This window comes from Chloracidobacterium thermophilum B, from assembly GCF_000226295.1.
In the GTDB taxonomy this organism is placed as follows: Bacteria; Acidobacteriota; Blastocatellia; order Chloracidobacteriales; family Chloracidobacteriaceae; genus Chloracidobacterium; species Chloracidobacterium thermophilum.
In genome coordinates this window covers 632,516-655,998 of sequence record NC_016024.1, presented here as the reverse complement: position 1 = coordinate 655,998, position 23,483 = coordinate 632,516, and the positions used below count along the sequence as shown (strand labels likewise).

Genomic DNA, 23,483 nt, shown 5'->3' with positions numbered 1-23,483 from the left:
TCCCGTCCCCGCCGGTTGCACATGGGACGATTGCCGAACACCCCACCGCGCATCCTTGTCATAGATGACAATCAGGATGTTCTCGACCTGCTACGCGACGAGCTTACGGCTGAAGGGTACGAAGTCGAAACGGCCGCCGACGGTCTGGCCGGCCTGCGCGCCCTCAAACGCTCCAAACCCGATCTGGTCATTATTGACATCATGATGCCGCACATCAGCGGCCCGGCTGTGATGACGCTCATCGGCGAGAAGGAACACTACCGCGAGCTGCGCGACGTACCGATGATTATCATCTCGGCCCAGTCCAACATCGAGTATGTCCGGGAAGAAGGACTCCCGCTGGGTGAGTCGGATTACCTGATCAAGCCGATAGACTTTGACCGGCTGCACCAGTTGATTCGACAAAAGCTGGCACAGCCACGCACTGAGACGCCTTCCCAGCCCGACGCGGCCCAGACAGCAGGTGTCTGAAATACCGCCGGCTGCTGTGGCAAACAATCCGGCGCAGGTCCGGTTGCAGACTCGGCGGGCAGGTCACACGGGCAGCCTGTTTCCGGCGCTGCATCCGGCAGGAAGGCGGAAAAGCTGCCCGGCAAAACGTACGCTCACACACAAAAGCACATTGCAATCGGCGGGGCCCGGCCTATAATCCTTGGTAGTCTTCCTCCGCCGGCTGGCGCATGTCGGATTCAGAAACGGATTCCCCTCAGCATCATGCGCGGCCGAGATTCGTCGTCGCCCGATGCCCCAAGTCGTCCTGATTCCCGTTGTGTGTCCGTCAGGTGGGAGCGTTTGGGAAACACGTACGTCACCCGGTTTTCTGAGGTCTCATGAGCGTCACCCTGAGTCATCACTTTCTTGCCCGTCGGCTGCACTCGCTGAGTGGTGTGATTCCGATTGGGGCTTTCCTGCTGGAACATCTCTACACCAACTTTCACGCTGTTGCCGGTCCGGCAGCTTTCAATGAAGCGGTTAAAGGGATTCAGGACATGCTGCCCGGACCGTTGTTGCCCCTCGCCGAACTGTTTCTGATTGGGCTGCCGATTGCCTTTCATGCGATTTACGGCGTCTATATTGCCTACACGGCGAAGAGCAACGTGCTGAGCTACGGCTATGCGCGCAACTGGAACTATCTCCTGCAGCGTGTCACTGGCATCATTCTGCTGCTGTTCATCACGGCGCACGTTCTGACGATGCGCTTTGGCGTCGGCGGTCTGGGGCTGGCCGTAGCGCACCATCCCGACCAGGCATTCACCATTGTGCAGTACTGGTTGGCGCAGCCGCTGATCATGGCCTTTTACGTGCTGGGCATCTTCTCGGCGGCGTTTCATCTGGCCAATGGTTTGTGGACGTTTGCCATCGTGTGGGGCATCACCGTCAGCACGCGGTCACAGCAGGCGTTTTCCTATGCCTGTGCCGTTTTCGGCGTAGCTGTGTTCGCCATTGGCGTTCGGGCGGCGTTTGCCTTTGTTCCATAAGACCCGACTTTTCACGAAATCAGAGCACTCATGAGCAACAAACCAAGCATCATTGTCGTGGGCGGTGGACTGGCCGGGCTGATGACAACCATCAAAGCCTGCGAACTCGGTTACACCGTTGATCTTTTTTCTCTCGTCCCCGTCAAACGGTCCCATTCGGTGTGCGCCCAGGGTGGCATCAACGGCGCGGTCAACACGAAAGGGGAGGGGGATTCAACCTACGAGCACTTCGACGACACGATTTACGGTGGCGATTTCCTTGCCGACCAACCGCCGGTCAAGGCGATGTGCGACATGGCGCCGGACATCATCTACATGTTTGACCGCATGGGCGTTCCCTTCTCCCGGACGCCCGAAGGGCTGATTGACTTCCGGCGCTTCGGCGGCACGAAATACCACCGTACGGCGTTCGCTGGCGCAACCACAGGTCAGCAGCTTCTCTATGCGCTCGACGAACAGGTACGGCGCTACGAAGCCGCCGGCAAGGTCCGCAAATACGAAGGCTGGGAGTTTCTCTCAGGTGTCATCGAAAACGGGCGCTGCTATGGCATTACGGCCATGAACCTGCAATCGCTGGAAGTGAAGGCATTTGCCGGCGCGGCTGTCGTCATGGCGACGGGCGGGATTGGAGCCATTTTTGGCAAGTCCACCAACTCCGTCATCTGCACCGGGAGCGCGCAGGGGGCACTCTACCGGCAGGGCGTCAAATATGCCAACGGCGAGTTCATCCAGGTTCACCCCACGGCCATTCCGGGCGAAGACAAACTCCGCCTGATGTCAGAAAGCGCGCGCGGTGAAGGCGGGCGGGTCTGGGTGCCACGTACGCCGAAGGACCAGCGTGCGCCGAAAGACATTCCGCCTTCGGAGCGGTGGTACTTCCTCGAAGAAAAATACCCCGAATACGGCAACCTTGTTCCGCGCGACATTGCCACCCGTGAAATTTTCCAGGTCTGTCTCGACGGCTATGGTGTCGGCGGCAAGTTTCAGGTCTATCTCGATCTGACGCACATTCCACGCGAACAGCTCGACCGCAGGCTGGGTGGCATTCTGGAAATCTACGAGATGTTTGTCGGCGAGGACCCGCGTGAAACCCCCATGCGCGTCTTCCCCGGCATGCACTACACCATGGGCGGTTTGTGGGTGGACTATGAGCAGCAAACCAACATTGCCGGTCTCTTTGCCGTCGGGGAGTGCGACTACTCCATTCACGGGGCCAACCGGCTTGGGGCCAACAGCCTGCTGTCCTGCGTCTATGCCGGCATCATCGCCGGGCCGGCCGCCGTCAACTTTGCCAAGAACAACTCCACCAAAGACCTGCAAGACCCCATTTTCGAGCGTGAGCGCGCCCGGCAGGCGGCAATCAATGAAGCGCTCAAAACGAAGCGGGGCACGGAAAACCCACGGGTGCTGCACGAAGAACTGGGACGCCTGATGACCGAGAACGTCACCGTCATCCGGTACAACGACCGCCTGCGGTACACGGACGAAAAAATCCAGGAACTGCTCGAACGCTACGAGCGCATCAACCTCAACGAGCAAAACTACTGGGCAACGCAGGCTATTCCACACGCCCGCCAGTTGGAAAACATGCTTCACCTGGCGCGTGTTATCACACTGGGCGCGCTCAACCGGGATGAATCCCGTGGCGCACACTACAAACCCGACTTCCCCGAACGGGATGACGAGCGGTTTCTGAAAACGACGATTGCCACCTGGACCCCGGAAGGACCGCAACTGACCTATGAAGATGTTGACATCAGTCTCATCAAGCCGCGCAAGCGTGACTACTCAAAGAAGAAAGCGGCTTAGCGCCCGTCCGCGCCCGTGGCTTGGCCGGCTGCTGGTCACGGGCACGATGGGCAGTTGGCTTCTGCTGCTTCCGGTGGGCGTGACTTCCCCGTTCAAGGCTGCGTCGGGAATGGTCCCACGTGAGCCGCTTCAGGCGTTTCCGCTGGACAGCCTGCCGGCGGCCGCCCGTGGACTGGTCAAAGGCCGCTTCAAACAGGGCTTCCGCTGGAATGACCTCGATGGCGAAAACTATCTGATTCTGACGGAGACCGGCCCGTTTGAGACCCCGGGCCAAAGACGGCGTCAGGACTTCGATGCCGGTCAGGACGCCGAGCTGTATGCCCACCGCTTCGTCAACGTCAACGGTCAGTTCTCACTGGTCTGGCAGGTGAGGGATTTCGTCCGTAACTGTCCGCTCGACATCACGGCGGAATTCCTCACGGCGGCAACCGAAGTGACGGACCTCGACAACGATGGCTTTGCGGAAGCCTGGGTGATGTACAAAACCGCCTGCCGCAGTGATGTCAGTCCGGCGACGCTCAAGCTCATCATGTACGAGGTCAACCAGAAATATGCCATGCGCGGCACGACCCGCATCGCGCTGCCGGAGGGTTCAGTCGGCGGAGAAAAGACACCGGATGCCAGGCTGCGTGCCAACCGCGCGTTTCTGCGGCATGCCGAACGCAAATGGAAGCAGTTTTACGTGGAAATCTTTCAGTAACGAGTCACGGCCCGGAGCCTGAAGAGAGCCGAAGGGCCGTGACATTCAAGGCTGTGCCGCTGGCACGTCCAAAGAGATAACCTGATGCCGCCCCCCGGAATGGAGATGGCTCGATGACCCGTGAAAAGATTGTTCTCAAAATCAAACGCCAGGATGCACCCGGCAAGCCCGCCCGGTGGGAGGAGTTTGCGCTTCCCTACCGCCCGAACATGAACATCATCAGTTGCCTGATGGAAATCCAGAAAAATCCCGTCACGGCTTCCGGCCAGGCGACCACGCCGGTGGTGTGGGAGTGTTCCTGTCTTGAACACGTTTGTGGTTCGTGCTCGATGGTCATCAACGGCAAGGCACGTCAGTCGTGCAGCACGTTGGTGGACAAGCTCGAAGACGGCCCCATCACGCTCGAACCGCTGACCAAGTTTCCGGTTATTCGGGACCTTCAGGTTGACCGCTCACGGCTTTTCGAGGACCTCAAGAAGGTCAAGGCATGGATTCCCATTGACGGCACGTACCCGATGGGTCCCGGCCCCCGGCTCGACCAGAAAACCACGGAGATTCGCTACAAGCTCTCCACGTGCATGTCGTGTGCGGTGTGCATGGAAGTGTGTCCGCAGTACAACGAACGGTCTTCTTTCGTCGGGCCTTCGGTGCTCAATCAGGTTCGACTGATGAACCTGCATCCCACTGGAAAGCTCAACCGGGATGAGCGGCTGGAAGCCATCATGGGCGATGGCGGCATTACCGACTGCGGCAACGCGCAGAACTGTGTCAAAGCCTGCCCCAAAAACATTCCGCTCACGGAGTCCATTGCTGATTTGGGACGGCAAACGACGATTCATGGCCTTCTGGGCTGGCTGATGCCCTGACCCACGCACGGACGGATAGGGAATGACAGACATCCAGCAGATCACGGCGCCTGAACTGGCCCGGCGTCTTGCGGCAGGCGACCCCATACAGCTTCTTGACGTGCGCGAGGACTGGGAATATGCGTTCAACCGCATTCCGGGCAGCCGCCTGTGCCCGATGAGCCAACTGCCGGTGTGGGCTGCGGAGCTTGATCCCGCCCAGGAATACGTCATCTATTGTCATCACGGCATCCGCAGCCTGCACGCCTGCGCCTACCTGCGCAGCAAGGGCTTCACCCGTCTGGTCAACCTCATCGGCGGCATTGATGCCTGGTCGCACGAGGTTGACCCGACGGTGCCGCTCTACTGAGGACTGAATCCCGGCAATACGATTACGCGGAACAAATGGGTGGCTGTTGATTGTGCAGGGGCGGTTCACGAACCGCCCTGCCCCAGGGCGGCCTGAATGCCCTTCGTCAGCGATTCACGCATGTGCTGGTATTCCGTCCACGACCGGCCGGCGATGAGACCGCCATCCACAACGAGCGCATGCCCGTTGACAAAGCGGGCATCGTCGCTGGCCAGCCACAGGACCGCCTGCGCCACATCCACCGGCTGTCCCGCATGGCGCAGTGGCTGCGCCTGAACCTGCATCGGTGCCATCAGCGGCGCCAGCGCGCGCGCTGCATCCGGCGGAAGACCAAAGGCGCTGCCAAAAATGCCAGTTGCAATAAAACCCGGACAGACACAGTTGACCCGAATCCCCTGCTCGCCCAGTTCCATGGCTACGGAGCGTGTCAGGTGAATAACCGCCGCTTTGCAGGCACTGTAAATATGCGGTGCATTTCCGGTGCGCAGCCCGGCAATGCTGGCCGTGCTGATGATGTTTCCGGTGTGCCGGGGAAGCATCACCTGCGCCGCATGCTTCATTCCCAGAAAGACGCTGCGCAGCAGCAGGGCAACCGTCGCGTCAAACCCCTCAGCCGGCGTTTCGGCAATAGGCGCTGAAACGCCCTGCGCCCCGGCGTTGTTGTACATCACGTCGAGCGCGCCAAACCGGGCAACGGCAAAATCCACCAGTGCCGCGATGTCCGATTCCTGGGTGACATCCGCCCGGCAGTAGGCGGCCCGTTCACCGAGTTCGGCCGCAATGGCGGCACCACGTTCATCCTGGATGTCGCTCAGGACGACCGAAGCCCCTTCGGCGTAAAACAGACGCGCTGTGGCCTCGCCAATTCCACTGGCGGCGCCGGTGACAACCGCCACTTTTCCATCGAGTTTACCCATGCTGTGACTCCCATCGGACTTGAAATGCTGACTACTGACCACCAAAAAAACGTTTGATGCGTTCCCACAGCGTCGGCTTGGGAACATCGAAAGGTTGGTTGAACTCCGGGATCGGCGCTGGTTCCTGGAATGACTCCGGGGGACGGGACTCCCGCAGGCTGCGCAGACGGCTCGCCATGGGCGTCTCCAACTCGGGCGGCGGGGCAGACATTTCCTCACCTGGGTCAGGACGCGGAGGAGTTGGCATTGGACTGGGACGATTCGCCGGGCGGGTGTCGCCCGAAGCCGGACGCCGTGCCTGGCCGCTACGCAGACGGGATGGGGTTTCATCTTCCACGGTGGACTGGCTCCTTTCAAAAAATCAGCGATCCAGAGCAATGCGCGGGTCAAGGAGCCGGTACAGCAGGTCCGTCAGCGTATTGACCGCCACATACGTCAGCGCAATGGCCAGCAGATTGGCCTGCACCTGGTTGTATTCGCGTTCGTTGATGGCCCGTACCGTAAGATCACCGACACCCGGCATCGCAAAGATGGTTTCGGTGACAATTGCCCCTGTCAGAATGATACCGAACTGCAATCCGATGATGGTGACAACCGGAATAAGACTGTTTTTGAGGACGTGTTTGAACAACACGACCCGTTCGGGCAGCCCCTTGGCGCGCGCCGTGCGGACATAATCTTCGCCCAGTTCCTCAAGGACGCTGGAACGCACCAGGCGCGTCAGAATCGCTGCCATGGCGAGGCCCAACGTCGTCGCCGGCAGGATGAAATGTTCCAACCGTTCGCTCCCGGAAACCGGCAGCCAGTCCAGATACACTGCGAAAATGAGAATGGCCAGCGGCCCGATCACGAAGTTGGGCAGCGCAATCCCCGCCAGCGACACCACGGAGATGACCGTATCCAGCCAACGCCCTCGCGCGACAGCGGCCGCAATCCCCAGCGGAATGGCAACAACAACGGCCACCAGCATGGCGGCTCCTGCCAGTTTGAGCGTTGTCGGATAGCGGTTCAGCAGTTCCTTCACGACGTTTTTGCCGCCGAAGGTCTCCCCCAGGTCGCCACGCAGCAGGCCCCGGTGCTTGTCCAGTCCATCCTTGGTCGGCGCGCCGAGCCAGAGCCGGACGTACTGTTGCCACAGCGGCAGGTCGAGACCGTGCTTGTGACGCAGCGCCTGGATGTCTTCAGGCCGGGCGCTGTCCCCAAGGTACATCACCACGGGATCGCCCGGCACGAGGTGGATGAGCAGAAACACCAGCGTCACCACGGCCCACATTACCGGCAGGACAACCGCCATGCGCTTGAGAAACGAGAGGAAAAACGAAACCAGCATGGTCATCAGGCAAGCGACCCGGAGCTTACCTCTGCAAACCTTGCCCGCCAGATTGACGCGCGGCGTGCGACAAAGCAGAAAACGCGGCAGGGTGGCGCGTCAAAAAAGTGTACAACCCACGTGCAACGGCTATCCCGTGCGGTGGTCAGTTGAGCCGACTCTGAAGCTGGCGAATGGCTTTCCTGGCCGGCGTGTAATCCGGGTTGTAGGACAGCGCCGTTGTGTATTCCCGCATGGCGTCAAGCCAGCGCCCCTGCCATTCGAGCACCCGCCCGTAGTTGAAGTGCGGATAGAAGTAGCACTCATACCGCTTGGCCTTCATAGCCCGTTTGAGCCACAGCGCAGATGACAGCGGATCGCCGCGCTCAATGAGATAGGCCCCGATGTCGTTGTAGGGATTACCAAAATCCGGGTCGAGTTCAATGGCCCGCAAACACTCGGCGATGGCGCGATCCAGATCGCCCAGAAAACTGTACGTCCAGCCCAGAAACGTATGGGCTTCGGCCGTCGGATGCAGCGCAATCGAACGTTCGTAGAGCCGGATGGCCTCGTCGAGGTTGCCTTCCATCTGGCGCTGATAAGCCGCCTGAAAGTAGCGGGCCGCCTCACGTACGGCCAGGTCATCGGTCATTTCCAGATGCTCACAGTTGTCGCGCGTGTCATTCATGGTGTCTGTCCTCGCCGGGCAATGGCCGCCGTCTGGTTGTTCGCTTTTGCTTTGCCAGAAGGGCAGTCACAGCGTCAACCGCTACGATGTCCTGTTCAATCAGCCGTTCCAACAATCGCAGGAAAAGCTGGGCCGTCGCAAGGGCGTCTCCCGATGCGCGGTGCCGGGCCGGATTGGAAATCCGAAAATGAGCGGTGACGGTATCGAGCCGGTAGTTGTCCAGACCGGGAACGAGATAGCGCGCCAGTTGTACCGTACACAACGTGGGCGCCGTCCACACAAAGGTTTCATCGGCGCGCCTGAGTTCAGCCGTCAGAAATTTACGGTCGAAGCTGGCATGGTGCGCAACGAAAACCGTCTGGCTCAGCCGCTGCCGCATTTCAGCGGCAATGGCCGCAAAGGGTGGCGCTGTGGCCACGAGTTCGTCGCTGATACCGGTCAGGGCCGTAATCAGCGGCGGAATGGGCACACCGGGATTGACCAGACTCGCAAAGGTTTCGGTGATCCGGCCGCGCTCGATGGTGACACAGGCCACTTCGGTGATGCGCTCCTGCTCGGCGCGGCGTCCGGTCGTCTCCACATCCACGACGGCAAACCGACATTCCGGCAGCGAGGCCGTCGCTTCCAGGGCCGCGGTCGGCAGCGGTTGCCAGCGCAGACCGTCGTCCCCTTCCAGCACAGCCTCCGGCAACTGGGCCAGCACCGGCAACAGCACCCGCCGCACGAGTTCCGGTGCGGCCCGTGGTGCCCGGAGCAACTCGCGCCCCAGCTCAGTCAGCGACACCACCCCACGGGCTGCCGACAACCGGGCGCGCAGGGTTCTCAGCAGAAACGAAGGGCCGGGCGGAACGTCAGGCATCAGCTTCGGCAAAAAACCAGAACCTTTCAGCCGGCCGCCGCCTCACGGCAGGGGACGAAACGAGTAGGCCAGACGGTCGGTCTGGTAACGCAGCGTGTCATGAAAGCGGGTCTCCCCCTCAAAACGCAGCACCCATACCGTCTGGTCGTCCGTCTGAAGGTAGTAGTAGCGGCCGGTCATGGGCTTTCCCACCCGACGAAACGTGAAGGTCAGGAGCGTCCCACGGGCAATGGCTGTGGAGAATCGCTCGCGCTTTTTCAACTGGAAGTCGGGCCGGAACTGAAGTGAATCCGTTGCCTCGCGCTCGGCCAGACAGCGATGCGGCTCATCGGCGCAGTCCGGCGGTACGGCTTCGCGTCGGACCCGGAGCAGCGACTGGCTGCGGTCGCGGTAAATGATTTCCAGAACCCGTCGCCCGTCGTTCTCAACGGTATGTTCGGAACGCCAGCCGGGCAGGAGTTCGAGTTCAAAACCGGCTTCCGGGTCGGCAAACCGGCGCGTGGCGGCCGTCGGTTCACCAGCCGGCGCAGTCGTGGGAAGCGGAATGCCCTGCGCTCTGACGGGTATCGTCGGCCAGTCCCAAACGCAGCCGCAAACCAGAACCCAAACCAGGCAGGCCAGCCCGATGTCGCTCCGGTGCCGCATCCTGTTCACTCCTGCTTTGCCTTCTGATCCATTTCGGCCAGCGCCTGTAACACCTGTGCCGCGTGGCCTTCAACCTTGACGTTGGGGAAGATACGGGCAATCCGTCCCTGCTCGTCAATGATGAACGTGGTGCGGACAATGCCAAAGTACGTCCTGCCGTAGTTTTTCTTTTCCTGCCAGACGCCATACTGTTCAGCCACGACGTGTTCGGGATCAGACAGCAAGGGAAACGTCAGACCAAACTTCGCCGCAAACTTTTCGTGCGAAGTGACGCTGTCCGGGCTGATGCCAATGACCTGGGCTTTGTGCGTGGAAAGCTCGTCGCGGACGGCGTTGAAGGCGCAGGCTTCCTTGGTGCAGCCGGGGGTGTTGTCACGCGGGTAGAAGTACAGCACTACCCGCTGCCCGGCGAAATCCGCGAGTCTGACCGTCTGCCCCGTGGCGTCGGGCAAGGCAAACGGGGGTGCCGGATCACCAACTGTCAAGCGTGCTGTGGAAGAAGTCATGCCAGTCCAGAGAGGTCTTGGACCACACCGTTGCGGTGTGGATGGTGCAACATCGCCACCACTGCCGGGTCAGCAGCAATCTGGTGGCTCAGGCGACGCAGGTGCGCTTCCTGTGCCACCCGGATGGCATTGTAGATGGCGCGCCCGGTGGAGCGGCCGTGGGCCACGATGACCGGCTGCGGCACGCCCAGCAGAAGTGCTCCGCCGTACTCTGCATAGTCGAACCGGGTGCGCACCTGCTGCAGGCCGGCCACGGTATCCCGCGAAGGGGGCGTTGATTGACGCCACGCTTCCTGAAGCATGGTCAGCAGGGCCGTTGCCAGCCCCTCGCTCGTCTTGAGGACGATATTCCCCGTAAAACCGTCACAGACAATGACATCCACTGCCCCCGTGTAAATGTCCCTCCCTTCAACATTCCCCACGAAGGTGAAGTTACGCTGGGGCGCATGCTGGCACAGCAGGGCGTGGGCTTCGCGCGTCAGCGCATTGCCCTTGACGCTTTCCTCTCCAATGGAAAGCAGTCCCACCCGTGGTCGTTCAACACCGAGAATCTGCTCGACGTAGGCCGCGCCCATGACAGCAAACTGGTCGAGCATGGCGGGTTTGCAATCCGCGTTGGCGCCGATGTCGAGCAACAGCGTGCCGCGCCCGGATAAGGTCGGCAGCACCGTGGCCAGCGCCGGACGCGCAATACCGGGTATGGTGCCCAGCCACAGGGTGGCCGCCGCCACGATGGCGCCGGTGTTTCCGGCACTGACGAAACCGACCGCCAATCCCTGCCGGAGCGCCTCAATCCCGACGCGCAGGGACGAGTCACGCTTGGTACGGATGGACTGCCGGGCGGTTTCATCCATGGCGACGACCTCACGGGCCGGCAGAATTTCAATGGGTTCGGTTGTCCAGCCAGCTCCCCGAAGGGCCGGATACAGCCGGTCCGGCTGGCCAACCAGCAGCACCTTGACGCCGAGCTGGCGGGCTGCCAGCAGCGCCCCTTCGATTTCCGGTGCCGGGGCATGGTCGCCCCCCATGGCATCGAGAGCAATTTGCAGCATCGCTGTCCCGTCGCAACTAAGGCCGGTTGCAGCAGGCAACCGCCGGTTCAGTTATTCTTCAGTACCTTTTTGACGAATCGTGATGACCTGACGGCCGCGGTAGTAGCCGCACTCGCCGCACACCCGGTGCGGCAGGCGGGGTGCGCCACAGTTCGGGCAGCGTACAATGGTCAGTTGCGGCAGGGCATCATGCGCACGGCGCTTACCACGCCGCGACGAGGAGTGGCGTCGTTTCGGATTCGGCATAGGTTCAAACCGCCTTTCGGAAGCACGTTCAGAAGCTTTCGCAGGGAAACGCAAAAGCACAGGATTATAGGACAGCCCGGCGGATTGTCAACGCAGCCATCGGCCCTGAACAAGGTTACGGCAGGCAGCTATTTCCCGGCATTGGCTGAAAAAACAGCCGGCTCCAGAGGGTGTCGCCGCTTCGGTCTGGCAAGCCAAGGCGGGCTTCGCAGTGGCGTGTCAGGGCGCGGCGCCGTTTGGCGGCATGGCGTCCCAAATCCGGGGGCGCCAGCACCACCAGTCGCCAGAGCTGCCGATGGCGCAGCAGCAGGGTTTCAATCTCAGGATGCGCCAGCGATGAAAGCTGGGCGGATTCGTGTTCCGACAACTGCACCGTGACGTGGGCCTCCTTGAGCGCCATGTCGGGCGAGGGGCAATAGACAATCACGCTGCCGGCGGGCAGGCCCAGGTCGTCGCACAGGGCGGCTTCCATCTGCTCCCGGGCGCCCTCGGCGTTGTCATAGAACTGGCGCTTGAGCCGGTCGAGTTCGCTTTCCGTCAGTCCGTCCCGGTTTGTCCAGAAAACAGGTTTGTAAAGCTGGCGCGTTGCCAGGCCTGACAGCAGCCGCTGGACTTCCGGCAGGCCGACGGTGCGTTCCCGCAGCACATACAGGAAAGCGTCATCACGTAACCCGAACAGTTCGGTGTACGCAAACTGCCCGGCGGCGATGGCCATTTCCAGAGCCTTGGAAAGCATGGCGCCGGCCGCAATTTTTGCGTGGTGAAAGTACACCCGTTCGGTCAGCAGGTAGCGCATGCGCAGCACGTGGACGACTTCTGAAAGGGCGTCGTGCCGAAACAGGCCGTGGCGTTGCAGGTCAAGGGCCAGGCGCCCGCCCAACCGGGTGAACAGCGCCAGCAGGCGGTCGTCGTAGTCCACGGTCAGCCCACAGAAGCGTGCATCCCGGCGGAGATAATCCAGCAGGTCGGCGCAGATTGTGCCGGCAAAGATGTCGCGGATGAAGTAGTCGTCCCGCACCGGGGGCATTTCGCCCAGAAGCTGGGACCGGACTGCGGTCAGCAGTCCCTGCCGCTCCAGCTCCTCGCCCAGATCGCCGGACAGCATGGTGTTGAGGCGCTGGATGTCAGCGTCATGGCGGGGCGCAATCCGTCGCTCATCCTCAAAGGTATGGCCAAAGGGCACATGTGTGATGTCGTGCAGCAAAGCCACTGTCCGAATGCGCCGCCGCTCATCTTCGGTGAAACGGTAAACGCCCTTTTGTTCGAGATTTTCAATGATTTTTCCAGCCAGGTGACAGGCACCCAGGGAGTGCTCGAAGCGGGTATGCACCGCCGACGGATAGACCAGATGGCTTAGTCCAAGCTGTTTGATACCCCGCAGGCGCTGCATGGCTTGGGTATCGAGCAGACGTACTTCATCGGCCGAAAAGGTCATGTCGCCGTGGATGGCGTCCCGAATGGTTTTGGCCCGAACGGTTCTGGCCCGCAGCGGAAGGCGGCTGGATGACCTTTTCGGTAACTGTCTGGACGGCTGTGGCAGCGTGGTGAAGGTTTTGACAGGCTTCGACAAGGGTGTTAGCTTTCCTTTGCTTTCTGCTTCGTATTCAAAGCGGATACCAGTCTCGCCGTCAGAGGGGAGAAAACGGCCAATGCGTCGTAAGGTCTTGCTTGCGGATGACAGCCTGAGCATTCAGAAGATGTTCGGGCTGTACCTTGAAAAATGCAACATTGACGTCGTTGCGATGAGTAACGGCGAGTTAGCCGTTTCAAGACTTTCCACGATACGTCCCGATCTCATTCTGGCGGATGTGTTCATGCCCGGCCGCACCGGCTATGAAGTCTGCGAATACGTCAAGCAGCATCCAGATTTCAAGCACATCCCGGTACTGCTCCTGACTGGCAAGTTTGAACCCTATGACGAGAAAGAAGCCAAGCGCGTCAGAGCCGATGGGCATATCGTCAAGCCGATTGCAGAGCAGGAGTTTGTTTCGCTGATTCGGACGACACTGGAGCGATTCCCGCCGAAACCGGCGGCCACGCCGCCGCCAACCGCCACCCAGCCGGTCGGACAGACCCAGGTGCTCGGCTCTGTGCCTCCGCCGGCCACGGCAAAAGAACCTTCCGGGGTGGGTGCTGCTGCGCCCCCCAAGTTTCATCCGGGCAGTCTGGATCCGTCTGCCGAAGTACCGCCGACCATCAAAGTCACGCCTTCGATGCTGGCTTCAATCACCCCACCTCCAAAGATGGACGACGGGCGGCTGCCTGATCTTGAGCCGCTCCTGCCGCTCGATGCGCCGCCACCTTCGGCTCCGTCACCCACAGACGCGACGGATTTCATCCTTGACCTGCCGCCGCCCGAACAGGCGCCACCTGTACTGACCTACCCGGAACCGCCCAAGACGCTTTCGACGCCGATTCCCCGTCCGACCTTTTCTTCACTGCCGCCGCCAAACATCGGCACGACAACGGCCAAACTCGATCCAACCGAACTGCCTGAGCTGTTCACGCCAGCGGTCCCGTCTCCGCCGGTCGTGACCCCAGCTCCCCCAGCGGCAGAGTTGGATTCCCCTCTGGAGCTGGACGACGCCGTGCCGCCTGTTGTCGCTCCGGCGGCTGTGCCGGAACCGCAGGTGACAACATCCGCTGCGCCTTCAGCGCCGGATGAAGCCGCAACCCCATTTGCTGTTGCCCCATTCACTCCATCGCCGGTGCCCCCTGCGGACGTACTGACGGCTGCGGCTCCACCTGCAGAGCCAGCAGCAGTTGTTGCTCCAGAGCCTACACCGTCCGTTACCGTTCCTGCGGAGACACCGGCGGCCGCAGCTTTGCCGGATGAGCCACCGCTGCCATCCTTTGAACCGGTCATCACGCCACCGACACAAGTCGCCCAACCGTGGGAGCAACCGACACCGGCAGAGCCGCCTATCACCACAGCCTTCCAGCCACAGACGGAAACCTCGTCCCTGCCTTCGCCGACGGACTCACTGACGACCCAGCCCACGAGCAACCTGTTGAATGAGCCGGTGCCACCACCAGACTTTCTGACCGGACTGGTTTCGTCTCCGACAGCAGTGGAATCAGCCCCAGTCGTGGGTGAGGGAGAGCCTTCTCCGACGCTGCTTGGTGCTCCAGTGCCGCCACCGCCTTCAGCAGAACGGCTGGATGTTCCGCCGGAGAGCAACCTGGTCTCATTCTCCACGCTGCCGACAACCGCGCCGCCACAGTCCCCGGTGTTTGAAGTCGCTGTGGAAGAAGAACCTCCTGTTCACGGGACGGACTTGCTCCCTGATGAACTGGTGGCCATGCGCCAGCCATCGCCGGCAGTCAGCGAGGCACTTCCCGTCGCAGAGGAAATAACATCCGCTCCAACGGAAGCGGACATGCCGGCAGCCGGAGTGACAACAGAAGTGGTGGCCACCAGCCGGACGGAGGCTCCAGCCCTGGAAGCAACGGCTCCTCCGGCAACAGACGAAGTAACCCCGGAGGCTTCTGACCTACCGGCCTTTGTGCCAACACCACCGGAGGCCGCCTCACTCCAAGAGTCCGCCTTTTCTGTCACACCACCTGTCGAGACAGAAGCCGTCGGACCCGGCATCGCAACGCCAGTGGACGAACCGGCCGTGGCCGAGGCAGCCGCCCTGCCAACCCTCCCGCCTGGTACCCTGACGGACACGATGGCCCCATCGCCGGCTGTGGTAGCAGCTCCCATTGAAGTATCCGAAGAAGCGCCATCAGCAGAAGCGCCACCAGCCGCGGCCTACTCCGGCGAAGTGCAGCCTGAACCTCCGGTTGAGACCGCACCTGCCACGGCCCCGGCGGCTGCCTTGGTTGCTGAACCAACACCTGCCACGCCGACGGCGGCACAAACTGTGGACTGGTCAACATTCACCCTGCCCCCGGCGGTTGTGGATGAGATCGTTCGGCGTGTGGTGGCTGAAATTTCCGACCACGTTGTGCGCGAAATTGCCTGGGAAGTGGTGCCCGACCTGGCAGAACTGCTCATCAAAAAACACCTTGCCAACAACAATGGGCGCCGGAACACTGATGGCTAACCCCACGGCACTTCGACTCTCCACAGATACAGCCGAGACGACTCCAATCACACCGGCGGTGCTCGAAGCCCGGTATGGGTTGGGGTTGTATGTCTCGCGCGGCATCACGCTCGTCCGTGGGGCAGGGGCTTACGTCTGGGATAGCGACGGACGGCGCTACCTGGACTGCACGGCTGCGTATGGCGTCGCCAGCCTTGGACACTGTCATCCGGCGGTAGTGGAAGCCATCAGCCAGCAGGCGGCAACCCTCATTGCCTGTTCCGGCTCATTCGGCAATGACCAGCGCGCCCAACTCTATGCCGACCTGATGACCGTCCTGCCGTATGGCCTGACGCGCGTGTTTTTCTGCAACTCCGGGGCGGAAGCCAATGAAGCCGCCCTCAAGTTTGCCCGGCTGACCACGGGCCGCCACGGCGTGGTTGCCGCCCAGCGGGGCTTTCACGGACGGACGGCCGGGGCCCTGACGGCCACGTGGGAGCCAAAGTACCGTGAGCCGTTCGAGCCGCTGCTCCCCGGTTTCACCTATATCCCCTACAACGATGAAGCCGCCCTCGATGCCGCCATCACGGATGAGATCGGCGCGGTCATCCTGGAAGTCGTTCAGGGTGAAGGCGGCGTCCGTCCGGGAACGACCGCGTTTCTGCACCGGGCGCAGCAGCTTTGCCGCGAACGTGGCGCGCTGCTCATTCTGGATGAAGTCCAATCCGGCTTTGGACGCACCGGGACGTTTTTTGCCTGCGAGGCCGTCGGAATCGAGCCGGACATCCTCACCATGGCCAAGGGCATCGCCAGCGGCTTTCCGATGGGTGCCGTTGCTCTTGGCGAGCGCGTCGCCAAACTGTCTCCGGGACAGCACGGCACGACCTTTGGCGGCGGGCCGCTGGCCTGTGCCGCTGCCCGTGCCACAGTGCGCGTTCTGAAGGAAACGAACCTGCCAGCTCAGGTTGAACGGCTCAGTGGGCTATTCTTTGAGCGGCTGCGCGCCATTCCCAGCCACCGCATCCGGGAAGTGCGTGGACGCGGCTATATGATTGGCATCGAGTTGACAGAGCCAGCCGCTCCCTACATCGCAGCCGCCCAGGAGCGGGGGCTGCTTGTTCTCAATGCGGGCGTCAATGTCATCCGCCTGCTGCCGCCCCTTGTCCTGACCGAAGAGGACATTACCCTGGCCACGATGATACTGAAGGAAATCCTTCGTTAGCCGCTGCGCCGGCCCGACCAGGAACCGGCAGCGAAGACGGCTCCCGGGCACAGGAGAGGGGATGCCGGATGGCATCCCCTTTTGGTTCTTCCGGGTTTGGTTCATATCCCCCGGTCGTTCCAGAATGGCTAGTTGACTGAAAAAGGCGCCGGGCTGGTTTCCGTACGCTCTTCCGTCACGACGACCTGCCCATCGCGTGCATCCACGGTGAAAGCATTGACAGCGTTCCACTGGAGGGTGATGGGCAGCTTGACCTTCTCGTCAATGGTCCGCTTGAGGAAACGCGCCCCGTATGCTGGGCTGAAGCCCTGCTGCACGAGTTGGTCAATGGCGGCGTCGGTGATACGCAGCGACTTGCCAAACTTCGCCATCTGCCGCTCAATCTTGTTGAGGTAGAGGACGGCAATCTGCCGCACCTCGTCCTGCGTCAGCGGCGAGAAGACCACGATTTCGTCAATGCGGTTCCGAAACTCCGGCGAGAAACGGGTTTCGGCGGCTTTGAGCACTTCGTTTTTGATTTCCTTCAGGTCGCCGAGCGACTTTGTGCCAAACCCGAGCGGCTTCATATACTTCTTGAAGTTTTCGCTGCCCAGGTTCGACGTCATGATGATGATGGCATCGGACAGATAGACCTTCTTGCCGCGGCCATCCGTCAGCCAGCCTTCATCAAAAGCCTGGAGGAACAGGTTGAGCAGGTAAGGCGAGGCCTTTTCGATTTCGTCAAGCAGCAGGACGGTGTAGGGGTTGTCGCGCAGGCGTTCGGTCAGGATACCGCCCCGCTCCGAGCCGACGATCCCGCGCGGCATGCCGATGAGTTTCTCGACGGCCACAACGCCATCCTGGTACTCCGACATGTCAATCCGAATCATCTTGTGCTCGTCGCCGAACATAAACTCGGCAACAGCTTTGGCCAGTTCCGTCTTACCGACACCCGTCGGGCCGAGGAACAACAGCACGCCATCCGGCTTGTAGAAGTTTTCCTTGAGCGGCCCCTTGTTGAGGCGGAGCCGGCGCGCGACGCTCTCCACGGCTTCGCGTTGACCGATGACGCGCTTGGCCAACTCAGCTTCCATGTTGGCAAAGCGTTCGGTCGTTTCGCGGAAGATCATGTCGTGCGGAATGCGCGATTCCTGCGCAATGACATCAATGACGTGCTGCTTGAGCACCACCGGGTCTTCCGGCTGGTTGATTTCCACCTTGACTGAGGCGGTATCCAGCCAGCCAATGACCTTGTCCGGCATGTGGAGGCTGCGGATGTAGCGCGGAGCCATTTCAAGGGCGGTTTCAAGCGCTTCGTCCGAAATCTGTACTGAGTAGTTCTGCTCCAGCCGCGGACGTATGCCCTGCAGAATCTTGCGCGTGTCCTCGATGCTCGGTTCGGCAATGAACACCGTTCGGAAACGGCGCGCTAGAGCTTCATCCTCGGCGATGTACTCCTTGTATTCGGTTGTCGTTGTTGCGCCGATGATGCGCAGTTCACCGCGCCCCAGCGCCGACTTGAACATGTTAGCCGCATCAGCAGCCGCCCCCATCGCCGAGCCAGCTCCGATGATGGTGTGGACTTCATCAATGAACAGGATGAGGTTTTCCCGCTCCTTGACTTCATTGATGACGCCCTGGATGCGCTCTTCAAACATGCCGCGCAGCATGGTGCCGGCGACAACGTTTGAAATTTGCATCGAGACGATATGGGCGTTGCGCAGACGGCGCGGCACACGTTCCGGTTCAAGCTCGATCATCTGGGCCAAGCCTTCGACGACCGCCGTTTTCCCGACCCCCGGCTCACCGATCAGAATGGGTGAGTTGGCACGCTCCCGATGGCAGAGAATTTCGATCATCTGCTGGATTTCCCGCTCCCGGCCGATGACCGGCGGCAACTTGCCTTCGCGGGCCAGCTTGTTGAGGCTCGTCCCAAAGTGCTTGATGTAGGGTGGCAGTTCAAACTTGCGGTTGATGCGGGCTTCACGCTCCTCACGGAACTTGAGCCGCATGCCAACTCGTTCGACAACCTCCTGTGGGTCGGCCCCAAACTGCCGGAGCACAGATGCCGTCACACCATCTTCATCCTGGAACAGCGAAATGAGCAGGTCGGTTGAGTCAATTGTTTGCCGCCCATTCTGCCGCGCCCGACGCATGGCCTTGTTGAGGATGTCGCGCGTGGCATCGTGGAGCTTCATCCGCTTGCCCACAAACTGCCGCTGAATGGAGAGCCGCCCATCCAAGGCATTGCGAATGGCCTGCGGGTCGAGGTTGAGGCTCTGCATGATTTCGTTAATCAGGGGACGCTCAACCTCCGTCAGGGCCAGAAAAATGTGTTCTGGCGCCAGAAAATTGTGCTCGCGGTTCTTCGATTCCTCATAGGCGCGGCGCATGACGCGCTGTCCGCTTTCTGAAAACCGGTCTGCAAAATCGCCAAAGTCAATCATAGCGTGCCTCGGTGAGGATGATGTGAGTCGTGATTGTGAGGTGCGTCTCCAGTCGAGAACACCCGGTTGGAGACACTGGAAGATGCCATCCGGGGAGCAGGTGAACTACCTCGCCAAGAATACCATAGGCAGCCGCTGTAGCGAACGGTTCTTTTCCTAAATGTTCGCCGGAATGTCCGTTTCCGAAAGGACAGCCGCGGAGACTTCAGCGCGCCCAACCGAAACCAGCGCCGGACGAATCAGATGCGTTCCCAAACGGTAGCCCGGACGGGTTTGGGCGACAACCCGCCCGTCCTGTTCGGGCGCGACAGTCAGGGTTTCAACCGCCTCGTGAAGCTGGGGGTCGAATGGCTGCCCCACGGCGTCAATCCGCTCGATGTCGTGCCGCTGCAAGGCCTGGCTAAGCAGCCGCTGCATGGCCACAATCCCGGTCAGCAAATCCTCTTTGGTGGCTTTCTCTGCCCCAGCCACCATCAGGTCAAGGTTGTCAAAAACCACCAGCCAGTCTTCCAGCAGGGCTTGTCGCGCGCGCAGCACCCGCTGCTCGACGGTCCGTTCCAGACGGCGGCGGGTCTCACGCAATTCTTCCTGAGTCTTCGCTTCAAATTCAATGACTTGCTCCCGCAAACGCGCCAGTTGGGCATCACGTTCCCGGAGTTGCATCTCACGTTCCTGGAGCTGCGTCTGAAGCTGCTCCACGGTCGGCACTTCTACCCCGGACGGCTCGCCCGGCACCTCCCTGGCGGTTTCCTTGGATGCAGCGTCCAGCGAGGATTCCACGGATGAAGCCACGTCGGCGGCAGTCTCCATTGTGTCCTTGTACAGACGGCGCTTGTCCGTCACGTTCACAACCGGCGTCTCTGCACCAGCGGTTTCGCGTGGTTCGTCACTCATGCCTGACTCTTCGCTCCTTGGTGTGGAATCTTCTTCCCCTTCTCCTATCCTACAAACGGTGAGCCGCAGCAGCGGCTCACCGTAGCACAAGACGCTACCACGCCACCGGTTTCAATCCAACGGCGGCAAGCCAGCCGTCAGTTGACCTGAATGGCGATGTTCCTCCCCTGGGCCACTTCCCGTTTCGGCAGGGAAACGGTCAGCACACCCTGTTTGTACTCCGCCCGGATGTTGTCCTGATCCACCGTCGGCGGCAAGGTGAAGGTACGGGCAAACGTGCCATACGACCGCTCAATGCGGTGGTAGTTTTCACGCTTGACCTCCGACTCAAACTTCCGCTCGCCTGTGATGGACAGCCGGTTGTTGTCCACACTGACGCGGATGTCTTCCTGCTTGATGTCGGGCAGTTCAGCCTTGAGGACGATTTCCTTGTCCGTCTCATAGATGTCCACCGCTGGAGACCAGGTGGCGGCAGCTTCCGTCTGTCCGGCCGTCCGTGGCAACAGCCCCATCCCGATTTCGTTGAAGAGGGCATCCATCTGATTGCGCAGGTTCATGATGTCACGGAAAGGATCAAAACGTTGCAGTGTCATGGCTTTATAACCTCCAAAGCATCATTGCGTTGACCTGAGTTGGGCTAGGCGTTTACTGCCCCGGCCGTGGTCTCGGCCGCTGCCGCGCTGGCGACCGGGGTGAAGGTGAACGCATCGCCCATTTCGTTGACATCTACCCGGACGGTCTGTCCATCGCGGATAGTCCCGTCGAGTAACTTCAGGGCCAGCGGGTTTTGGATCAGATTCTGAAGCGCGCGCTTGAGCGGACGCGCGCCATAGGTTGGGTCAAAACCTTCGCTGGCCAGCAATTCCTTCGCCGCATCGGTGAGTTCCAGTGTGATCTGCCGTTCGGCGAGCATCGCCTGCAACCGGCCGAGCTGAACCTCGATGATGCGGTGCAAGTGCCGGCGACCCAGCGGATGGAAGATGACAATCTCATCCACCCGGTTGAGAAACTCCGGTTTGAACACCTTGCGCAGCAGACCCATCACCTGCTGCCGCACCTCGGCATCCTGTTCCGGGTCGCCGCCCCAGTCGAGAATTTCGCCACTCCCGATGTTTGAAGTCATGATGATGACCGTGTTTTTGAAATCCACCGTCCGGCCTTTGCCGTCCGTCAGGCGGCCATCATCGAGCACCTGAAGCAGGACGTTGAACACATCCGGGTGCGCCTTTTCGATTTCATCCAGCAGGATGACCGCGTATGGACGCCGCCGGATGGCCTCGGTCAACTGCCCACCTTCGTCATAGCCCACGTAGCCCGGCGGCGCGCCGATGAGCCGGGCCACGGTGTGCTTCTCCATGTACTCCGACATATCGAGGCGCACCATGGCCTGCTCATCGTCAAAGAGAAACTCCGCCAGCGCCCGGGCCGTTTCGGTTTTACCGACCCCGGTTGGGCCAAGGAAGATGAATGAACCAATCGGGCGATTCGGGTCCTGCAACCCGGCCCGCGCCCGGCGGACGGCATTGGCCACCGCCTGCAGGGCCTGGGTCTGGCCAATCACCCGCTGCCCCATCCGCTCCTCCATGTGGATGAGCTTCTGGACCTCGCTTTCGAGCATCTTGGCCACCGGGATGCCTGTCCACTTCGCAATCACCAGGGCAATGTCGGCTTCATCCACCTCTTCCTTGAGCATGGCCCCGGACGATTGCAGTTCGACGAGCTTGGCCCGGTTGGCTTCAATACGCTGCCGGACTTCATTCATCTGTCCGTAGCGGATTTCGGCCACCTTGGCGTAGTCCCCCAGCCGCTCGTAGCGTTCGGCTTCGAGCTTGAGTTCCTCCAGTTTCTCCTTGTCGGCGCGAATGGCCTCGATGATGGCCTTTTCGTTTGTCCAGCGCGCCTTGAGCGCCGCACTCCGCTCGCGCAACTCGGCGATTTCCTGTTCGATTTTGGCCCGCCGCTCGCGGGAAGCCGGATCGTCTTCGCGCTGCAATGCCTGGCGCTCAATTTCGCGCTGCATGATGTCGCGCTCGATTTCGTCAATCTCTGTCGGCAGGCTGTCAATCTCGATCCGCAGCCGCGACGCGGCTTCGTCAATCAGGTCAATGGCCTTGTCCGGCAGAAACCGGTCGGCAATGTACCGGTTCGAGAGCGTCGCCGCCGCCACGATGGCCGCATCCTTGATGCGGACGCCATGGTGAACCTCATAGCGCTCCTTCAGGCCCCGGAGAATGGCAATCGTGTCCTCCACGCTTGGCTCGGCCACATACACCGGCTGGAAGCGCCGCTCCAGCGCTGCATCCTTTTCAATGTGCTTCTTGTACTCGTTGAGCGTCGTCGCCCCTACGCAGTGCAACTCGCCACGCGCCAGCGCCGGTTTGAGCATGTTCGAGGCATCGAGCGCACCGTCACCGGCAGCCCCGGCGCCCACCAGCGTGTGGAGTTCGTCAATGAACAGGATGATTTCACCGTTGGAGCGTACCACTTCCTTGAGTACAGCCTTGAGGCGGTCCTCAAACTCCCCACGGTACTTGGCCCCGGCCAGCATCGCCCCCAGGTCAAGCGTCATCAGCCGCTTGTTCTTGAGCGACTCCGGTACATCCCCGGAGACAATCCGCATGGCCAGCCCTTCGACGATGGCCGTTTTACCAACCCCCGGCTCGCCGATGAGCACCGGGTTGTTCTTGGTACGCCGGGAAAGCACCTGGATGACCCGGCGGATTTCATCGTCCCGCCCGATGACCGGGTCGAGCTTGCCGGCGCGCGCCAGTTCCGTCAGATCGCGCCCGTACTTTTGCAGCGACTGGTACTTTGATTCCGGGTCCTGATCCACGATGCGCTCATTGCCGCGTAACTCCGTAACCACTTTCAGAATGTGATCACGGGTGACGCCGTGCTGCCGGAGAATGCGCCCGGCCTGGCTTTCCTTGTCTTCGGCCATGGCGAGCAGCAGGTGCTCCGTACTGACATAGGCATCCTGCAACTTGTCAGCTTCCTTGCGGGCATTGACAAACAGCGTGGAGAGTCGCCCGGAGAGATACCGCTCCCCACCCGTCACTTTCGCCATTTTGCCCAAGGCTTCCTCGGCATCCCTGAGCACGCGCGGCACCGAAGCCCCAATCTTCTCAAGAATCGGCTTGGTGATGCCGTCGGACTGCTCAAGGAGGGCCACGAGCAGGTGTTCCGGTTCGACCTGTGGGTGCTGTCGTTCCTGGGTGAGATTGACGGCAGCCGCAATGGCTTCCTGGGCGCGGAGGGTGAACTGGTCGTGACGCATAACTGAACCTCAACTCTTTGGGTGTCGCCTGACGGCGAACCGGCTGATTTCTTAGCCTGTCGGTAATATAAAAATCTTAGTCACTTGTTGTCAAGAAAAATTTTCGCATCAACTTCGGGGAGACCGGCGTGAACGTGTTACGCTTGACGATGGCGGCCAGCCACACCCACCGGACACGCCACAGGCCGGCAGGGAAAGTGTCAGGGGAC

22 protein-coding genes are annotated in these 23,483 nt (G+C 61.1%); 8 read left to right on the top strand and 14 right to left on the bottom strand.

Features of this window, described 5'->3' with window-relative positions; all coding sequences use genetic code 11:
- The first annotated feature begins 21 nt into the window (after window positions 1-21).
- The 6 genes from CABTHER_RS17190 to CABTHER_RS02740 all read left to right on the top strand — a co-directional run bounded on the left by CABTHER_RS17190 (window position 22) and on the right by CABTHER_RS02740 (window position 5,202).
- Window positions 22-471, top strand: coding sequence for a response regulator (locus CABTHER_RS17190; RefSeq protein WP_014099052.1), 450 nt, complete (start codon window positions 22-24; stop codon window positions 469-471).
- 359 nt (window positions 472-830) lie between these two features.
- Entirely contained in the window at window positions 831-1,478 is a 648-nt protein-coding gene (locus CABTHER_RS02760; protein ID WP_014099051.1) for a succinate dehydrogenase cytochrome b558 subunit, read from the top strand.
- Window positions 1,479-1,508: 30 nt separating this feature from the next.
- Window positions 1,509-3,287, top strand: a complete 1,779-nt coding sequence (sdhA, locus tag CABTHER_RS02755; protein ID WP_014099050.1) for a succinate dehydrogenase flavoprotein subunit — start codon at window positions 1,509-1,511, stop codon at window positions 3,285-3,287.
- A 46-nt stretch (window positions 3,288-3,333) separates the two neighbouring features.
- Window positions 3,334-3,987, top strand: a complete 654-nt coding sequence (locus CABTHER_RS15360; protein WP_014099049.1) for a M949_RS01915 family surface polysaccharide biosynthesis protein — start codon at window positions 3,334-3,336, stop codon at window positions 3,985-3,987.
- Between the two features lie 113 nt (window positions 3,988-4,100).
- On the top strand, window positions 4,101-4,853 hold the full coding sequence (sdhB, locus tag CABTHER_RS02745) for a succinate dehydrogenase iron-sulfur subunit (protein ID WP_014099048.1): 753 nt from the start codon (window positions 4,101-4,103) through the stop codon (window positions 4,851-4,853).
- A 22-nt stretch (window positions 4,854-4,875) separates the two neighbouring features.
- The gene (locus CABTHER_RS02740; protein ID WP_014099047.1) at window positions 4,876-5,202 is read left to right on the top strand and encodes a rhodanese-like domain-containing protein; all 327 of its coding nucleotides are present in this window, start codon (window positions 4,876-4,878) and stop codon (window positions 5,200-5,202) included.
- A 65-nt stretch (window positions 5,203-5,267) separates the two neighbouring features.
- Here CABTHER_RS02740 and CABTHER_RS02735 read toward each other — a convergent pair whose 3' ends face one another.
- The 10 genes from CABTHER_RS02735 to CABTHER_RS02700 all read right to left on the bottom strand — a co-directional run bounded on the left by CABTHER_RS02735 (window position 5,268) and on the right by CABTHER_RS02700 (window position 12,994).
- Complete coding sequence (locus CABTHER_RS02735) at window positions 5,268-6,119, bottom strand: glucose 1-dehydrogenase (RefSeq protein WP_014099046.1); 852 nt, start codon at window positions 6,117-6,119, stop codon at window positions 5,268-5,270.
- A 31-nt stretch (window positions 6,120-6,150) separates the two neighbouring features.
- The gene (locus CABTHER_RS16935; protein WP_148263909.1) at window positions 6,151-6,456 is read right to left on the bottom strand and encodes a hypothetical protein; all 306 of its coding nucleotides are present in this window, start codon (window positions 6,454-6,456) and stop codon (window positions 6,151-6,153) included.
- Between the two features lie 24 nt (window positions 6,457-6,480).
- Window positions 6,481-7,455 carry an ABC transporter permease gene (locus CABTHER_RS02730; RefSeq protein ID WP_014099044.1) on the bottom strand — a complete coding sequence of 325 codons (975 nt, stop codon included), beginning with the start codon at window positions 7,453-7,455 and terminating at the stop codon, window positions 6,481-6,483.
- 139 nt (window positions 7,456-7,594) lie between these two features.
- Complete coding sequence (locus CABTHER_RS02725) at window positions 7,595-8,116, bottom strand: tetratricopeptide repeat protein (protein WP_014099043.1); 522 nt, start codon at window positions 8,114-8,116, stop codon at window positions 7,595-7,597.
- The gene (locus CABTHER_RS15355) at window positions 8,109-8,975 is read right to left on the bottom strand and encodes a 3'-5' exonuclease (RefSeq protein WP_014099042.1); all 867 of its coding nucleotides are present in this window, start codon (window positions 8,973-8,975) and stop codon (window positions 8,109-8,111) included. Before CABTHER_RS15355 ends, CABTHER_RS02725 begins: the two co-directional genes overlap by 8 nt.
- Before the next feature lie 42 nt (window positions 8,976-9,017).
- Complete coding sequence (locus tag CABTHER_RS02715; protein WP_014099041.1) at window positions 9,018-9,620, bottom strand: hypothetical protein; 603 nt, start codon at window positions 9,618-9,620, stop codon at window positions 9,018-9,020.
- Between the two features lie 5 nt (window positions 9,621-9,625).
- The gene (bcp, locus tag CABTHER_RS02710) at window positions 9,626-10,126 is read right to left on the bottom strand and encodes a thioredoxin-dependent thiol peroxidase (RefSeq protein ID WP_014099040.1); all 501 of its coding nucleotides are present in this window, start codon (window positions 10,124-10,126) and stop codon (window positions 9,626-9,628) included.
- The gene (plsX, locus tag CABTHER_RS02705; protein WP_014099039.1) at window positions 10,123-11,178 is read right to left on the bottom strand and encodes a phosphate acyltransferase PlsX; all 1,056 of its coding nucleotides are present in this window, start codon (window positions 11,176-11,178) and stop codon (window positions 10,123-10,125) included. Before plsX ends, bcp begins: the two co-directional genes overlap by 4 nt.
- Before the next feature lie 51 nt (window positions 11,179-11,229).
- Window positions 11,230-11,424, bottom strand: a complete 195-nt coding sequence (gene rpmF / locus CABTHER_RS16445) for a 50S ribosomal protein L32 (protein WP_081464656.1) — start codon at window positions 11,422-11,424, stop codon at window positions 11,230-11,232.
- A gap of 115 nt (window positions 11,425-11,539) precedes the next feature.
- Complete coding sequence (locus CABTHER_RS02700; RefSeq protein ID WP_014099038.1) at window positions 11,540-12,994, bottom strand: HD domain-containing protein; 1,455 nt, start codon at window positions 12,992-12,994, stop codon at window positions 11,540-11,542.
- A gap of 79 nt (window positions 12,995-13,073) precedes the next feature.
- Between CABTHER_RS02700 and CABTHER_RS02695 the strand changes: the two genes are divergently transcribed.
- Together CABTHER_RS02695 and CABTHER_RS02690 are read left to right on the top strand one after the other, a co-directional pair.
- Window positions 13,074-15,476 (top strand): response regulator, encoded by a 2,403-nt coding sequence (locus CABTHER_RS02695; protein WP_014099037.1) that lies wholly within the window; start codon window positions 13,074-13,076, stop codon window positions 15,474-15,476.
- A complete protein-coding gene (locus CABTHER_RS02690; protein WP_148263908.1) occupies window positions 15,469-16,677 on the top strand; it encodes an aspartate aminotransferase family protein in 1,209 nt (402 codons plus the stop codon). The genes CABTHER_RS02695 and CABTHER_RS02690 overlap by 8 nt, the downstream gene beginning before the upstream one ends.
- A gap of 128 nt (window positions 16,678-16,805) precedes the next feature.
- On the opposite strand, the gene CABTHER_RS02685 is transcribed toward CABTHER_RS02690, so the two are convergent.
- The 4 genes from CABTHER_RS02685 to clpB form a co-directional block, all read right to left on the bottom strand.
- Window positions 16,806-19,103, bottom strand: a complete 2,298-nt coding sequence (locus CABTHER_RS02685) for an AAA family ATPase (protein WP_014099035.1) — start codon at window positions 19,101-19,103, stop codon at window positions 16,806-16,808.
- 156 nt (window positions 19,104-19,259) lie between these two features.
- Window positions 19,260-19,997, bottom strand: a complete 738-nt coding sequence (locus CABTHER_RS02680; protein ID WP_014099034.1) for a nucleotide exchange factor GrpE — start codon at window positions 19,995-19,997, stop codon at window positions 19,260-19,262.
- A 137-nt stretch (window positions 19,998-20,134) separates the two neighbouring features.
- A complete protein-coding gene (locus CABTHER_RS02675) occupies window positions 20,135-20,590 on the bottom strand; it encodes an Hsp20/alpha crystallin family protein (RefSeq protein WP_014099033.1) in 456 nt (151 codons plus the stop codon).
- Window positions 20,591-20,634: 44 nt separating this feature from the next.
- The gene (gene clpB / locus CABTHER_RS02670) at window positions 20,635-23,274 is read right to left on the bottom strand and encodes an ATP-dependent chaperone ClpB (RefSeq protein ID WP_014099032.1); all 2,640 of its coding nucleotides are present in this window, start codon (window positions 23,272-23,274) and stop codon (window positions 20,635-20,637) included.
- Between the last annotated feature and the right edge of the window lie 209 nt (window positions 23,275-23,483).